The following is a 15,211-nucleotide window of genomic DNA, read 5'->3' as shown; positions in this document are numbered from 1 at the left end:
GATGGCCGTCACCGCCACCACTCCCACCGCCCGTCCGGCGACGGTGTCGTCCCGGACGGGCGCGGCCGCGGTGACGACCGCGCTCGTGCTCCTGGTCGCGGCCCTCGCCGTCGTCGACATCACCCAGGGCACGGCCGCGGTCGGCCCGGCCGAGGTCCTCAAGGCCCTCACCGGACGGGCCGACGCGGCCGACGCGTCGGTCGTCATCGCCTCGCGGCTGCCCCGGATGACCGCCGGGCTCCTCGTGGGCGCGGCGCTCGGCATGGCCGGCGTCGCCCTGCAGGCCGTCAGCCGCAACGTCCTGGCCTCCCCGGACACCCTCGCCGTCAACGCGGGTTCCTACTTCGCCCTCGGCGTCGCCGCCGTCACCGGCGTGTCCCTGCCGCTGCTCGCCTCCTCGGGCGTCGCCTTCGCCGGCGGACTCGCGGCGGCGGCCGTCGTCCTCGGACTGTCGGGGCTCGGCGCCGGCACCGTACGGCTGGTGCTCGCCGGCACCGCGCTCGCGCTCGGGCTCACCGCCGTCACGGAGGGGCTGCTCCTGCTGTTCCCGCAGCAGACCGAGGGCCTCTACCAGTGGAACCAGGGCAACATCGGCCAGAACGGCTTCGACGGTGTCCTCCAGATGCTGCCCGTCGCCGTCGTCGGACTCGTCGGCCTGCTGCTCATCGCCCGCCGGGTCGACGCCCTCGCCCTCGGCGACGACGCGGCCCGCGGACTCGGCGTCCCGGTGCGGGCCACCCGCGTCACCGCCGTCGTGCTGGCGACGCTGCTGTCCGCCGCGGCCGTCACCCTCGCCGGACCGATCGGCTTCGTCGGCCTGTGCGCCCCGGCCCTCGTCCGTCCGCTCGCCCGGTGGTTCCGGGGGGTGCTGCGGCTGCGCGCGGGCGTGCCGGTCGCGGGTCTCGTCGGCGCCGCGCTGGTGCTCGGGGCGGACGTGCTGCTGCGCGCGTTCGTCGACGCGGACACCGCGGTCGCCGTGCCCACCGGTGTGGTCACCAGCCTCGTCGGTGCGGTGTTCCTGGTGGTGATGGCGGCCCGGCTCCGCGACACCGCCGGCGTTGCCGCGCCGGACGCACTGCGCATCCGCAGCCGCGCCGTCTTCCTCACCACGCTCACCGTGCTGTCGGTCGCCCTGGTCGGCATCATGATCGCCGCCGTCCTGCTGGGCGACAGCAAGCTGCTGCTGGGCGACGTGGTCAACTGGGCGCAGGGCAGGGCGGGCAGGACCGTCTCCTTCGTGCTGGACACCCGGGTGCCCCGGGTGCTCGCCGCGCTCCTCGCCGGAGCGGCGCTCGCGCTGGCCGGCACCCTGGTGCAGGCCGTCACCCGCAACCCGCTGGCGGAACCCGCCGTCCTGGGCGTCTCCGGCGGCGGCGCGCTCGGCGCGGTGATCCTCGTGACGACGGTCCCCGTCGCCGGGGGGTGGGGCGTCGCCGGGGCGGCCTTCGCGGGATCCGCGGTCACCGCGGTCGTCGTGTTCGGTCTCGCCGCGCGCGGGGGTTACCGGCAGAACCGGCTGGTGCTCGTCGGCATCGGTGCCGCGACCGCGGCAACGGCCCTGATCAGCCTGCTGATCGTGCTCACCGACCCGTTCAACGCGACCAAGGCCCTCACCTGGCTGTCGGGCTCCACGTACGGCCGGACCATGCCCGACGTCCTTCCCCTCGCGGCCGTCCTCGCCGTCGGCGTCGCGGTGGCCGGCGTACGGCACAGGGAACTCGACCTGGTCTCCCTCGACGAGGACACCCCCCGGCTCCTCGGACTCGACCTGGCGCGCGGCAGGCTGGGCTTCCTCGTCCTGAGCGTGCTGCTCACCGCCACCGCCGTGGCCGCCGCGGGCACCGTCGGCTTCGTCGGCCTGGTCGCCCCGCACGCGGCACGCGCCCTCGTCGGGCGGCGGCACACCCGGGTGCTCCCGGTCGCGCTGCTCCTCGGCGCCGTACTGGTGTGCACGGCCGACCTGTTGGGCCGCACCGTGATCGCCCCCGCCCAGCTGGGCGCCGGCCTGATGACGGCCGTGATCGGAACGCCGTACTTCCTGTACGTGCTGGTGCGCGGCCGCCGGTAGTCCGCGCGGGCCGGCGGCCCACCGCCGCCGGCCCGTCGGGCGGCCGGCGGCGGTGGGCTCAGGTCCGGTGAACGGCGGACTCAGCCAAAGGCCCTGACGGCCTGGTAGTACGTCCACGCCGTGCTGTCGCAGGCGGTCTTCGTGGCGCCGCCGTAGCCGTTGCAGACACGCTTGAGGTCCTCGTAGAAGGCGCTGTCGAGCCGTGTCTTGTTGGCGCTGAACGTGCCCGCGGCCTTGTAGTTGCGGTAGCCGAAGTCGTGGCGGGCGCAGGCGGTCGAGAACGGGAAGCCGAAGGGGTTGTCAGGGGAGGAGGAGCAGTAGTCGGTGGACCAGTCGAACTGGTAGGCGGACCAGGCGGATCGGTTGGCCCGGGCCGCGGTCCAGAGGCTGTAGCTCGACGAGCTGGTCTGCGTCCAGCTCGCGAGGACCTGGGGCTTGTCGGCGGGTACGGCGTCGGCGGCGGTGGCGGTGCCGAGGACACCGACCAGGGCCAGGGCCGGGGCGGCGAGTGCGGTGGCGAGCCTTCGGTGCATCCCACACCTCCATGAGGCTGCGGCCCGGCCATCGGACCGCAGGTTCATGCCAAGACATTGCCCGCGGTGTCTGTCCTCCCCTTCACGCGCCGCCCAAGGAATCATGAACTCCCGGATGCGGGACCTCGGCCCACGGCCGTGGATTTGAGGGATGAAATCCTTTTCAGCGGCAGGGTAGGGTAAGAGCCACACACGGTGAAAGGACGCGTACGCAGGTGGTGACGATCCATGACGTGGCGCGAGCCGCCGGAGTATCCCCGGCCACGGTCTCGCGCGTCTTCAACGGCGGCAATGTCACACCGGCACGCGCCCGGTCGGTCCAGGAGGCCGCCGCGGCCCTCGGCTTCGCGCCCAACCGGGTCGCCCGGTCGCTGCGCAAGCAGCGGTCGAGCGTGATCGCCCTGATCATCCCGGACATCGAGAACCCGTTCTTCACGTCGCTCGCCCGGGGCGTCGAGGACGCCGCGCAGCGCACCAGCCTGTCGGTCGTGCTGTGCAACTCCGACGAGGACACCGACAAGGAGCGCCGCTACCTCGAGGTCGCGCTCGGCGAGCAGATGGCCGGCGTGATCGTGGCGGCGTCCCGGGAGGAGACCGACCTCGGCCCGCTGATCGCCCGGGGCACCCCCGTGGTCGCCGTCGACCGGCGGCCCCGCGACGCCGAGGTGGACGCGGTCAGGGTGGACGACCGGCACGGCGGCGAGGTGGCCACCCGCCATCTGATCCAGGCCGGCTACCGCAGGATCGCCTGCGTCACCGGCCCCGCCGGCGCCTCCACCTCCGAGGAGCGTCTGGCCGGTTACCGCGCCGCCCTGGACGCCGCGCGGGAGGAGGGAGTGGTGGCCGACGACGCCTACGTACGGCACGCCGACTTCCGGGTCGAGGGCGGCCGCGCCGCGATGCGCGAGCTGCTGGCCCTGCCGGAGCCGCCCGACGCGGTGTTCGTCGCCAACAACCTCATGACCATCGGTGTCCTGGACGCCCTCCGGGAGGTCGACCGGACCCCGCCCGGCGTCGGCGTCCTGTCGTTCGGCGACGTGCCGTGGGCCTCACTGGTCCGCCCCTCGCTGACCGCCGTGGAGCTTCCCTCGTACGAACTCGGACGCACCGCGGCCGACCTGCTGCTCCAGCGGATGGAGGGCAACGCGTCCCCGCTCCAGACGGTCGTCCTGCGCACGACCCTGCAGATCCGCGAGAGCACGGCGGGCCCGGTCACGACCTGACCGGCCCCGTCCTGAACGCACCGGCGCCGCACCGGTCACCCGACCGGTGCGGCGCCGCTGTTCGCGTGCCCGGGACTACTTCAGGCCGGACGTCTTGACGGATTCCACGATCTGACGCTGGAAGACGAAGAACAGGATCAGCATCGGGAGTGCCGCGATCGTCGCCGCCGCCAGGATGTAGTTCCAGTTGGAGCTGTACTGCGTCTGGAACGAGGCGATACCGAGCTGGACCACCGTCAGGTCCTGGTCGCTGGTGGCGACCAGCGGCCAGACGAAGGCGTTCCAGTTGGCGAGGAAGAAGAAGATCGCCAGCGCCGAGAGGATCGGCCGGGACAGCGGCAGCACGATGTTCCAGTACACCCGCCAGTGACCGCAGCCGTCGATCACCGCCGCCTCCTCCAGCTCCTTCGGCAGCCCCAGATAGAACTGGCGGAGCAGGAAGATGCCGAAGGCGTTGAAGACCGCCGGGACGATCAGACCGGCGTAGCTGTCCAGCATGCCCAGCTCACGCACGACCAGGAACAGCGGGATCAGCACCACGGGCGCCGTGACCAGCAGGGTCGCGAAGATCGCGCCGAACACCTTCTCGCGGCCCGGGAAACGCAGCCGGGCCAGCGCGTACGCGGCCATCGAGTGGAAGAACAGCGCCACCACGGTGATCACCGCGGAGATGAAGAAGCTGTTCCACAGGTAGCGGGCGAACGGCACCTCCGTGAAGACGTACACGAAGTTGTCGAAGGTGAAGTCCGTGGGGATCAGCTTGCCGTCGGTGACGGTCTCCCGCGTCTTGAAGGACGACGTGAGCATCCACAGCACCGGGAAGAGGCTGATCAGCGATACGACGACGGCGAGAACCGTCAGTCCCGTGCGGGACGACAGCGGCCTGCGCCGGCCGGCCGCTGTGGTGGCCCGGCTCGTCATGGTGTCACTCGCCATCGTCGAACCTCCCGCCTCTCGTGAACTTGAAGATGACCGCGGAGACGGCGACCATGATCAGCACCAGGAACGAGCCCATGGCCGACGCATAGCCGTACTCGCCGAATCCGAAGGCCTGCTGGTAGATGTAGAAGATCGCCAGCGACGTGCCGTTGGCGGGCCCGCCGTTGGTCAGGACGAAGATCAGGTCGAGACCGCCGGTGATGGCGGCGACCGTCGACATCAGCAGCACGAAGAAGCTGGTCGGACGGAGCAGCGGCCAGGTGATGGTGCGGAACGTGGTCCACGGGCCCGAGCCGTCGAGCTTCGCCGCCTCGTAGTACTCCTTGGGGATCTCCTGCAGGCCGGCCAGGAAGATGATCATGTAGTAGCCCATCATCACCCACACCATGACGGCGATGACGCAGGCGAGGGCGAGGGACGGGCTGCCGAGCCAGGACTCGCCGTCGAGTCCGGCCGCCCGCATGGCCCGGTTGACCGCGCCGGTCTGCTCGTCGAGCAGGAACTTCCACAGCACGCCGACCACCACGAGGCTGATGACGTACGGCAGGAAGAGCACGGTGCGGTAGACGCCCATGCCGGGCAGCTTCTGCTTGACCAGCAGGCCCAGGGCGAGGCTCACGCAGAACAGCACGGGGACGAGGATCACCACGTACAGCCCGGTGATCTTCATGGAGTCCCAGAAGAGCGGGTCGTTCATCATCCGCTCGTAGTTGCCGAGCCCGATCCACTCGTAGCTGCCGAAGCCGCTGACCTGGAAGAAGCTCAGAACGATGGACAGCACCATCGGGACGGCGACGAAGACCAGCAGCCCGAGGACGTCGGGGGCGAGGAACAGGCCGGCGGCCAGCCACTCGCGGTGCTTGCGGCTCATCCGCCGTCCGGGGGAGGCGGCGGGCGCCTTCGCCGGGGCCGTGGCGGCGGACCGTCGGTCCTGTGCGGCGACGCTGCTCATATCAGGCTCGCCCCCTTGTAGCTCTTGGTGTAGGCCTCGATGGACCGCGCCGCCCGCTCGGCGGCGCCGTCGACGCCCTGGTCGGCCAGCATGGTGCCCTGGATGGCGTCGGAGATCGCCTTGTAGACGACCGGGGGATAGCGCGGCTCGGCGCGGCCGCCCGGGAAGATCTCGTCCTTGAACTTCCTCATGCTCTCGGAGTCGTAGCCGCCCTTGGCGGCGCCCCGCTCCAGGGCCGTGGCACGCGGCGCCACGTCGGACTTGGCGCGGGTGCACCAGTCGACCATCCGGTTGATGGAGTCGTCCTTCATGGACCCCAGCGCCCAGACGCAGAACTCGGCCGCCGCCTCGGGGTTGCGCCCCTGGGCGTTGGCGCAGAACGACCAGCCGCCCAGCGTGGTGACGTACTCGCCGCCGTCGGGGACGGGCAGCTTGAACACGCCGTACTCGTAGTCGGGTGCGAACGCCTTGAAGCTGGAGACCTGCCAGATGCCCTGCTGCCACATGGCGACGTTGCCGCCCTTGAAACCGCCGATCACGTCACCGGCCGCGGGCAGGGTGCGGGGCGTGATGCCGTGCCGCACCGCGTCCTGCCAGAAGGACAGGGCCTGCCGGGTGGCCTTGGAGTCGAAGGCGACGTTGCCCTGGGCGTCCAGCACGTCGCCGCCGCCCTGCCACATCCACGGGTACCAGGTGAAGTTCTGGTAGTAGCCGGGATTGGTCTCGAAGACCAGGCCGGCCGTGGTCTGCGAGCGCAGCTTGTCGCCGATGTCGAGCATCTGGTCCCAGGTGGTGGGGATGTCGGCCTCGGACAGGCCGGCCTTCTCCCAGATGTCCCGGGAGTAGAACATGGCCAGCGGCTCGATCTCCATGGGGAGTGCGTAGACCTTGCCGTCGACCTTGCGGCTGTCCAGCGTGGAGCCGTAGTCGTCGATGGCCGCCTGCTCCATGTACGGAGTGAGGTCTTCCAGGACGCCGCCGTTGTAGTAGCGCAGGAAGTCGCCGGGGGAGAGCAGGAAGATGTCCGGGCCCTCGCCGGTGGCGAAGGCGGACGGCAGCTTGAACCCGTTGAGATAGGTGGGCTGCGGCAGATACACGAGGTCGATCTGCTGCTTGTGGGTGGCGTTCCACTGGTCGACCATGTCGACGAACCACTTGGACTGCGCGTTGATCGCCGGGTCGGGCGAGCGCTGGGGTCCGTAGAAGTTCCAGAACTGGAGGTTGCCCCCCTTCGCCTGTGCGGTGCCGCAACCGGTGAGCAGCGCCGGGGACGCCACCGCGGCTCCCGCACCCGCCATGGCGGTGAGGACGCGACGGCGCGGGACGCCGGGAGAGGTGGCCGGGTGCCCGGCTTCGTTGCCGTGCTGGAGCATGCGTGCGCTCCTGTCGGAGTGTTATAGGGCCAGGTGGGAGCGGATCCTGGGGGGCGGGCCGTGGGTGGCCGGCCCTCGTGCGCGGAGGGCCGGCGCGTCCGGCGGGCGGATCCGCGGTGACCGGCGTCTGGCGCCGGCTGTCCGTGGACGACGTGCCGTGCGGTGACGGTCAGTCGACTTCGAGCGTGAGCAGGTCCGGCGTGGCCGGCAGGGACGCGGAGCTCGGGGCGTCCAGGTAGAACAGCGAGGTGCTGGCGATGTCGTCGCTGGTGTGCCGGTAGCGGTGCGGCAGGCCGTTGCCCTGGCCGGGGCCGATGCCGAGGCTCTGCACGGTGACGCGGAGGTCCTCGGAGAAGCGGATCGGGTCCAGGACGTGCCAGCGGTACATCCCGAACCGCTGCTGGCTGCCGTAGAGCCCGTCCGGGCGCAGGATCTGGTTCAGGCCGAGGTACGGCGTGGTGTACGCGGTGTAGCCCTGGCCGGGGACGTCGAAGTTCCAGGCGCCGCCGAAGTAGTCCTCGGTGCCGGTGCCGCAGATGGTCGGGAACTCGTCGTCGCCGTCGAGGTAGAACTTCAGCTCGCCCTCACCCCACCAGCCCGGGCTGTTGACGCCCCAGGCCATGTACGTGCCGACGTAGGAGCCGGCGCCGGTGACGCCGTCGAGCAGCGTGTGCACCTCGCCGAACGGCACCGGGTGGCTGCGCCGCCACTGGGCGTGGAAGTACGAGGTGTCCTCGCCGACCTCGTCCAGCTCGTAGTCCACCTGGTAGTAGAGCGTGACCTTCTCGGCGGTCAGGTTCTCCAGCGTGATGCGCGCCCTGCGGCGGAACGGCATCGGCCAGTACGCGTTGAAGCCGCCGTTGGGGTTGGCCGCGACCGGCACGGACGACACCTGGCTGAAGGTGTTCCAGCCGTTGCAGAAGAAGTCGCCGAGCGGGACCTCGACGGCCGGGGTCTCCTCGCCCTCCCAGTACATCCGCAGCAGGGTGCCGCGCCACGCCCGGTGCGGGTCGGTGGTGCACCACAGATGGCGGATGGTGCCGGGGCCGTCGATGTCCGCGAGCACCGCCGTCTCGCCGGCGGCGATGTCGATGCTGGGGGAGATCTTCCAGCCCGGCCCCAGCCGGCTCGCCGCGACCGCTCCGGTGCCCTCGGTGGCCCGGCCGCCGCCGGACTTGGCGCCGGTGAAGTTCTCGGCGCTGATGGAACGGCTCACGGCACGCGACCTGCGCGAGATGCCGTCGAGTCCAAAGGTCGTCATCGTGTCTTGCCTTCAGTGGGTGGGGTTACGGTGCGCCGTACGCCCCGGGGCGTGGTGGCGCTCGGTGAGGTGCCGCCGGACCGGCTTGCCCGAGCACCTCTGAAATCCATTTCACCGAAACGTAGAGGGGGGTCCTAGGGGTGTCAAGAGGTGAGACGGCCGGTTGCTTTCATGTGATCTGCCGTCTACCTGACGTGCCGTTCTCCGCTCCATCAGCAGCTTGTGCGCGGTCCCTTGACGCTGAAATCGATTTCTGCAAGCGTTCACGTCATGCCTCGCAACGCAGTCATCGGTGTGGACATCGGCACCTCGAGCAGCAAGGGCGTCCTCGTCGGCCTCGACGGCACGCTGATCCGTTCCGCCGTACGGGAGCACACTCCCGACAGGCCCGGACCCGGCCGCTTCGAGATGGACGCCTCGGTGTGGTGGCGCGAGTTCACCGAGCTCGCCCGGGAGCTGACCACCGCCGGCACCACCGTGGTCGCCGTCGGTGTCAGCGGCATGGGCCCCTGCGTGCTGCTGACCGACGAGCACGACACCCCGCTGCGCCCGGCCGTCCTCTACGGCGTGGACACCCGCTCCGTCGCCCAGATCGACCGCATCGAGAAGCGGTTCGGCGCCGACGAGATCATCCGCCGGACCGGATCCGCCCTCACCACCCAGGCGGCGGGCCCCAAGATCGCCTGGATCGCCGAGGAGGAACCCGAGCTCTACGCCCGGGCCCGCCGCCTGTACATGCCCAGCTCCTGGCTGGCCAGGAAGCTCACCGGCGCCTACGTCCTCGACCACCACTCGGCGAGCCAGTGCACCCCCCTGTACGACACCCACGCGGGCGACTGGTACGCCCCCTGGGCCGCCGAGGTGGCCCCCGGCATCGACCTGCCGCCGCTGCGCTGGTCCGGCGAGGCGGCCGGAGTGATCACCGCCGAGGCGGCCCGCGAGACCGGTCTGCCGGCCGGCATCCCCGTCACCACCGGCACCATCGACGCCTGGGCCGAGGCCCTCAGCGTGGGTGCCCAGCACACCGGTGACCTGATGCTCATGTATGGCACGACCATGTTCCTCATCCACACCGTGCCCGAGCCGCTCACCAGCCCGTCCCTGTGGGGCACCGTCGGCGCGCTGCCCGGCACCCGCAACCTGGCCGGCGGCATGGCCACCTCCGGCGCGGTCACCAACTGGCTGCGCGACCTGTTCGCCGGCGCCGACCACACCGAGCTCACCCGCCTCGCGACCGAGTCCGGGCCCGGCGCCAACGGCCTGCTGATGCTGCCGTACTTCTCCGGCGAACGCACCCCGGTCATGGACCCCGACGCCCGCGGAGTGATCGCCGGGCTGACCCTCTCCCACACCCGCGGCGACCTCTACCGGGCCGCACTGGAGGCCACCGGCTTCGGCGTCCGCCACAACATCGAGGGCATCGAGGCGGCCGGCGGCGACATCCGCCGCGTGGTCGCCGTGGGCGGCGGCACCCAGGGCGCGCTGTGGACGCAGATCGTCTCCGACATCACCGGCCGCCCGCAGGAACTGCGCACCGTCACCATCGGCGCCAGTTACGGCGGCGCCCTGCTGGCCGCGCAGCTCGTCGCGGACGTCTCCCTCGACGACTGGAACCCGGTCCGGGAGACGGTGACGCCCCGGCCGGACCACACCGGACGCTACGACGAGCTGTACGCCCTGTACCGCCGGCTGTACCCGGACACGGTGGCGACCGTGCACGCCCTGGCGGCGCTCCAGGACCGCTGACACCCGGCCGGGAGACACCGGCCGGCGCCCGGCCGCGAGACACCTGCCGGCCGCCGGCCACCACCGAACCCACACCCACGTGCCGTGCACCCGCCACCGCCGCGGGCGGCACACCCGCGCCGGCCCCGCGGCCCGCGCCGAAGACCGACCGCTCGACCCTCCGCCCGACCCCGGGCCGGACGCACTACCAACGGAGACCGCATGACCGCGTACACCCTGCCCGAGCTCCGCCGGCCGCCGGCCGCCGAGCCGCACACCGTCTACACCGTGGCCAGCGGTGACCTCCGCCCCGCCGCCAACACCACCTGCTGGCCCACCCAGGAGAAGCTGGAGAACGACCTCTCCGCGGCCGTCACGGACCTCGGCTGGACGGTCCGCCGCGGCCACCCGGTCGACGAGACCAAGGGCCACGGATTCATCGACAGCCAGCGCGCCGGCATCGAGGTCTTCAAGAACCTCCCCAAGGACGCCCCGCTGATCGTCGTCGAGGCCGTCTGGCAGTACAGCCACCACGTCCTCGCCGGCCTGCGCAGCCACGAGGGCCCGATCCTGGTCGTGGCCAACTGGAACGGCGAGTTCCCGGGCCTGGTCGGTCTGCTGAACCTGGCCGGCAGCCTCACCAAGGCGGGCCGCGACTACTCGGTCCTGTGGAGCCCCGACTTCACCGACGACTGGGCGCGGGACGGCCTGCGCACCTGGCTGGAGACGGGCACCCTCACCCACGACAGCAGCCACGTCCGGCCCCTGCCGCCGCTGCCCGCGGACGCGGAGACCGAACTCGGCACGGCCCTGGCCCGGCAGCTGCGCGAGGAGAAGGCGATCATCGGCGTCTTCGACGAGGGCTGCATGGGCATGTACAACGCCATCATCGACGACGAGTTCCTCAACCCGCTGGGCATCTACAAGGAGCGCCTCTCGCAGAGCGCCCTCGTCGCCGAGATGAACAAGGTCTCCGACGCCGAGGCCCAGGCCGTCCGCACCTGGCTCGACGACGCCGGCATGACCTTCCACACCGGCACCGACGAGGCCACCGAGCTCACCGACGCCCAGCTGCTCAGCCAGTTCAAGATGTACATCGCCGCGCTGCGCATCTCCGACGACTTCGGACTCGACGCGGTCGGCATCCAGTACCAGCAGGGCCTGAAGGACACCGTCCCGGCGAGCGACCTCGCCGAGGGCCTGCTCAACAACGTCCAGCGTCCTCCCGTACTCAGCCGCGACGGCGCCCGCGAGCTGTACGCCGGCGCGCCGCTGCCGCACTTCAACGAGGTCGACGAGGGCGTCGCCGTCGACTCCCTCGTCACCAACCGCATCTGGACGGCGATGGGCCTGGACCCGGCCACCACGCTGCACGACATCCGCTGGGGCGAGGAGTACGAGGGCCGTTTCGTCTGGGTCTGGGAGATCTCCGGCTCGGTGCCCGCCTCCCACCACGGCGGTTACGACAAGTCGTACAGCATGCGCCAGCCCCCGATGTTCTTCCCGCTCGGCGGCGGCACCCTCAGCGGTGTCTCCAAGCCGGGCGAGGTCGTCTGGTCGCGCGTCTTCCTCATGGACGGCAGGCTGCACGTCGACCTCGGACGCGCGAGCGCCGTCGAGCTGCCGGCGGAGGAGACGCAGCGCCGGCTCGACGCCACCAACCACCAGTGGCCGATCATGCACGCGGTGCTGCACGGCGTCACCCGCGACCAGTTCATGGCCCGCCACCGCGCCAACCACCTCAACGTCGCCTACGCCCCCGACGCGGACACCGCCGACAAGGCACTGCGCGCCAAGGCCGCCCTCTTCGCCGAACTGGGCGTCGAGGTGCACCTGTGCGGAGACGTGACGCTGTAACCGCCCGAGCGGCACCGCCGCCGCCACATTCCGGTGGCCCGCCCCCTGCCCGTCGCCCCGTGCGGGCGCCCGGGCGGGCCACCACCGCACGTACCGGAATCCGCCGAGGAGTACACCCGTGCGCACATCCAGAGTCCTGATCACCCTGATGGCTGGGCTTGCCGCCGTCACCACGATGACCGCCCCGGCCGCGCCCGCCGCCCCGGCGGACGGCCGCCCCACCCGCGCGGCACTCGCGAACCCACCGCAGAGCACCTTCTTCTCCACTGCCGCCGTGGACGCCGGTGCCACCGTCGGCGCCCCCGCGATCGGCGACAACAAGGAACACGGCGACCTGTGGCCGTCCTGCTGGTCCGGCGACGACCACGTCTACACGGCGTACGGCGACGGCGTGGGCTTCGGCGACACCTGGCACGACATCGGCGTCGCCCGCATCAGCGGCATGCCGGGCAACCTGACCGGCACCCAGAAGGCCACCGGCGACGGGGTCGGCCGCATCTGGGGCGACCCCGCGCAGTACTACCGCAAACCCACCGGCATGGTCTGTGTCGACGGCGACCTGTACCTCGCCGTCCAGGACCTCAAGCGCGGCACCCTGGACCACGCGCCCAGCGCCACGATCGTCAAGTCCACGGATAAGGGCGCCACATGGACGTCGGACAAGAGCAAGCCCATGTTCTCCGACGAGAAGTTCACCACGGTGATGTTCCTGGACTACGGCAAGGACAACGCCGACAGTCCCGACGGATACGTCTACGCCTACGGCATGGACCACAACTGGCGTGACACCTTCGACCCCGACCCGGACCCGGTCGACCTCTACCTGGCCCGCGTCCCCGCCCACTCGATCCAGGACCGCTCCACCTGGCAGTTCTACGCCGGCGACAACCGCGGCACACCCCGGTGGACCTCCAGCCTCGACCTGCGGGTCCCGGTGCTGCACGACGACCGCCGCATCTACCAGAACGTGGGCACGCCCGGCCGGGTCAGGGACCTCAGCATGATCAGCCAGGGGGGCGTGGTCTACAACAAGGCGCTCAAGCGCTACCTCTACACCTCCTGGACGGAGTACACCTTCGAGTTCTACGAGGCACCCACCCCCTGGGGCCCGTGGAAGCACTTCACCCCGAAGGACTTCGGCGGCTACCCCTGGACCCACACCAAACACGGCGGCTACGCCACCACCATCCCGTCCAAGTACATCAGCGCCGACGGCAAGTCGATGTGGCTGCAGTCCAACGTCTGCCCCTGCGGCGGCGGTTACCCGGGCGGCGACTTCTGGGCGTACACCTACTCGCTGCGCAAGCTCTCGCTCACCCCCGCCACCCCCAGCACACCCGACAACCCGGCCGACGCCACCCGCAACCTCGCACGCGAGAACGGCACCGTGCCCGTCGAACGGGCCACCCACTTCGGCACCGCGATCCACCACGACGGCGACAAGGCCCAGAACGAGGACGACTGGAACGACGAACGCAAGACCACCAGCTGGTGGGGCTACACCTGGCCCCGCGAGTACCACGTCAACCGGGTCGCCTACACCACCGGCAGGATGTTCGGCGACGGCGGCTGGTTCAGCAGCGCTCCCAGGATCCAGGTGCGGCGCAACGGAGTCTGGAGCGATGTCACCGGCATGAGCGTGAGCCCTTCCTACCCGACGTCGTCGGCCGCCGGCACGAACAAGACGTACGTCTTCGACTTCGACACCACCAGCGGTGACGGCGTACGCATCGTCGGAGGCAGCGGCGGAACCCAGACCTTCACCTCGATCGCGGAGCTGGAGGCGTACCACCGCTGACGGCGGAAGTCACCTGACAGGTCGCCACGCGGCGGGCTATGCTCGCCGCGATGACCACTCATTCTGTTCTCGGATTGGGGGTCCCGTCCGCGCAAGGTGAGTGCTGATGCACCCACGGACCGCGACCGGGAATCCCCGCCTTTCCTTCTGGCGGCGCGTACGTGAGTACGCCGTGCCGCCCTCCATGATCGAGACCGCGACCGCCCGCCGACGCGTCGGCGACTGGGCGGGGGCCTGTGCCGCCGCGGGCATCGACGTCGACCTCCGCCTCCGTACCCTGGCCCGCAGCCATGGCCGGGAGCTCACGGACCAAGTCCGGGCAGATCTACGGCACTTGGCACCCGACCTGCTGCGCTGGCACATGCCGAGGGTCGCCCCCGACGGACTGCTGCGCCCCGGCCTCACCATCGCCCTGGCCCGTTACGGCCGTCAGGACCCGGTGTACCTCGTGGTCCGGACCCCGCCCGCCTGGGCGGAGGGCGGCCAGCGGATCAGCCTCGCCCTGTGGGACGGCGACCGCCTCCGTGCCGGCGCCGGCCCGCATCCGCATCCGCGTCCCGGCCCGCGGTTCCGCCTCGATCTGCACCGCCACCTGTGGGACGCGCGCAGGTCCGGCGAACTGCCGCTCCGGGCCGGCGCCGGCCCGCGGGCGGGGGACCAGGACCAGCCGGTGCCGCTCCCGCCCGGGCACCACTGCGCCGTCGACCGCTGGGCCGACGAGGCGCGGATCGTGCTCCGCGACGCGGGGCGGACGACCGGCTCCGTCATCGTGCGCGTCGGGGCCGGACAGCGGCTGCGCCTGGACCTCGCCGAGGATCCGGAGGGCCGCGCGGCACCCCCGGTGCGGATCGGGCCGGCCCCCACCGACGGCTCCGCCTCCGCCCTGCCCGTGCTGCCCGAGGCGGCGACCTACGTCCTGCCCGACCTGGAACTGCTCCGCACCGGTGCGATCGAGGCCGGCCGGCTGCACCCCCTGGTCGCCTCCGTACTCGTACCGGAACACGCGCAGGCCGGTCCGCCCCGGACACCGGCACCGGCAGGGCGGCCCCAGGTCGTGGAGTGCCGGGGAGCGCGGCACCGGATCGGCCTGGTCGACGGCGTACTGGTCCCGCTGGACCACGACCCGGACGAGATCAGGCGGGAGGAGCTGCTGGTCGCGCTGACCGGCACCCCGCTTCCCTGCCTGCGGGCCATCGACCGGGCGCACCGGCGTCCGGAGTGTCTCACCGGCGTCCGGGAGCGCCTGGACCACGGTGACGTCGCCGGTGCGCTGGCCGTCGTCGAGAGCCTGCTGGGCCCCGGGGCGCGCCTGCGCGGCGGCCCGCTGCGGGACGAACTCGAAGCGGCCGCACGGCGGCGGATCACGTACGGGCTGTACCGGGCGGGCCTCAGCGGACCCGCGCCCGAGTGGGTGTACCCGGCCCGCCCCCGTCCCGACGACCGCCGCGCACACCCGCGCCACGCGACCTGCGGCTGACACCT

At 71.5% G+C, this 15,211-nt stretch carries 11 protein-coding genes; 6 read left to right on the top strand and 5 right to left on the bottom strand.

Going from position 1 to position 15,211, the window contains the following annotated elements; translation table 11 throughout:
• The first annotated feature begins 1 nt into the window (after window position 1).
• On the top strand, window positions 2–2,068 hold the full coding sequence (locus tag KUM38_RS30420) for an iron ABC transporter permease (protein ID WP_217134085.1): 2,067 nt from the start codon (window positions 2–4) through the stop codon (window positions 2,066–2,068).
• Between the two features lie 80 nt (window positions 2,069–2,148).
• Here the strand turns inward: KUM38_RS30420 and KUM38_RS30415 are convergent, their stop codons facing one another.
• Window positions 2,149–2,601 carry a phospholipase gene (locus KUM38_RS30415; protein WP_217134077.1) on the bottom strand — a complete coding sequence of 151 codons (453 nt, stop codon included), beginning with the start codon at window positions 2,599–2,601 and terminating at the stop codon, window positions 2,149–2,151.
• A 215-nt stretch (window positions 2,602–2,816) separates the two neighbouring features.
• Between KUM38_RS30415 and KUM38_RS30410 the strand changes: the two genes are divergently transcribed.
• A complete protein-coding gene (locus KUM38_RS30410) occupies window positions 2,817–3,824 on the top strand; it encodes a LacI family DNA-binding transcriptional regulator (protein WP_217134075.1) in 1,008 nt (335 codons plus the stop codon).
• A 75-nt stretch (window positions 3,825–3,899) separates the two neighbouring features.
• Here KUM38_RS30410 and KUM38_RS30405 read toward each other — a convergent pair whose 3' ends face one another.
• From KUM38_RS30405 to KUM38_RS30390, 4 genes are all read right to left on the bottom strand, one after another.
• The gene (locus KUM38_RS30405; RefSeq protein WP_254397982.1) at window positions 3,900–4,760 is read right to left on the bottom strand and encodes a carbohydrate ABC transporter permease; all 861 of its coding nucleotides are present in this window, start codon (window positions 4,758–4,760) and stop codon (window positions 3,900–3,902) included.
• Entirely contained in the window at window positions 4,750–5,715 is a 966-nt protein-coding gene (locus tag KUM38_RS30400; protein WP_217134073.1) for a carbohydrate ABC transporter permease, read from the bottom strand. The genes KUM38_RS30405 and KUM38_RS30400 overlap by 11 nt, the downstream gene beginning before the upstream one ends.
• A complete protein-coding gene (locus KUM38_RS30395) occupies window positions 5,712–7,088 on the bottom strand; it encodes a sugar ABC transporter substrate-binding protein (RefSeq protein ID WP_217134070.1) in 1,377 nt (458 codons plus the stop codon). Before KUM38_RS30395 ends, KUM38_RS30400 begins: the two co-directional genes overlap by 4 nt.
• A gap of 169 nt (window positions 7,089–7,257) precedes the next feature.
• Window positions 7,258–8,349 (bottom strand): glycoside hydrolase family 172 protein, encoded by a 1,092-nt coding sequence (locus KUM38_RS30390; protein WP_217134068.1) that lies wholly within the window; start codon window positions 8,347–8,349, stop codon window positions 7,258–7,260.
• Between the two features lie 270 nt (window positions 8,350–8,619).
• On the opposite strand from KUM38_RS30390, the gene KUM38_RS30385 reads away from it, so the two are divergent.
• The 4 genes from KUM38_RS30385 to KUM38_RS30370 all read left to right on the top strand — a co-directional run bounded on the left by KUM38_RS30385 (window position 8,620) and on the right by KUM38_RS30370 (window position 15,206).
• Window positions 8,620–10,095, top strand: a complete 1,476-nt coding sequence (locus KUM38_RS30385) for an FGGY-family carbohydrate kinase (RefSeq protein ID WP_217134066.1) — start codon at window positions 8,620–8,622, stop codon at window positions 10,093–10,095.
• A gap of 201 nt (window positions 10,096–10,296) precedes the next feature.
• Entirely contained in the window at window positions 10,297–11,931 is a 1,635-nt protein-coding gene (locus KUM38_RS30380) for a fucose isomerase (RefSeq protein ID WP_217134064.1), read from the top strand.
• Window positions 11,932–12,049: 118 nt separating this feature from the next.
• A complete protein-coding gene (locus KUM38_RS30375) occupies window positions 12,050–13,729 on the top strand; it encodes a DUF4185 domain-containing protein (RefSeq protein ID WP_308409096.1) in 1,680 nt (559 codons plus the stop codon).
• Window positions 13,730–13,835: 106 nt separating this feature from the next.
• Window positions 13,836–15,206, top strand: coding sequence for a hypothetical protein (locus tag KUM38_RS30370; RefSeq protein ID WP_217134063.1), 1,371 nt, complete (start codon window positions 13,836–13,838; stop codon window positions 15,204–15,206).
• Window positions 15,207–15,211 lie beyond the last annotated feature (5 nt).

Origin of the sequence: Streptomyces sp. AC558_RSS880 (assembly GCF_019049255.1) — a bacterium.
Lineage (GTDB): Bacteria > Actinomycetota > Actinomycetes > Streptomycetales > Streptomycetaceae > Streptomyces.
This window is presented reverse-complemented; position numbering and strand designations above follow the sequence as displayed.

Bases quoted from the DNA above. Each gene is read 5' to 3' on its own strand.
- KUM38_RS30380 (WP_217134064.1), top strand. From the start codon at position 10,297: ATGACCGCGTACACCCTGCCCGAGCTCCGCCGGCCGCCGGCCGCCGAG.
- KUM38_RS30395 (WP_217134070.1), bottom strand. From the start codon at position 7,088: ATGCTCCAGCACGGCAACGAAGCCGGGCACCCGGCCACCTCTCCCGGC.
- KUM38_RS30415 (WP_217134077.1), bottom strand. From the start codon at position 2,601: ATGCACCGAAGGCTCGCCACCGCACTCGCCGCCCCGGCCCTGGCCCTG.
- KUM38_RS30420 (WP_217134085.1), top strand. From the start codon at position 2: ATGGCCGTCACCGCCACCACTCCCACCGCCCGTCCGGCGACGGTGTCG.
- KUM38_RS30390 (WP_217134068.1), bottom strand. From the start codon at position 8,349: ATGACGACCTTTGGACTCGACGGCATCTCGCGCAGGTCGCGTGCCGTG.
- KUM38_RS30385 (WP_217134066.1), top strand. From the start codon at position 8,620: ATGCCTCGCAACGCAGTCATCGGTGTGGACATCGGCACCTCGAGCAGC.
- KUM38_RS30400 (WP_217134073.1), bottom strand. From the start codon at position 5,715: ATGAGCAGCGTCGCCGCACAGGACCGACGGTCCGCCGCCACGGCCCCG.
- KUM38_RS30370 (WP_217134063.1), top strand. From the start codon at position 13,836: ATGCACCCACGGACCGCGACCGGGAATCCCCGCCTTTCCTTCTGGCGG.
- KUM38_RS30405 (WP_254397982.1), bottom strand. From the start codon at position 4,760: ATGGCGAGTGACACCATGACGAGCCGGGCCACCACAGCGGCCGGCCGG.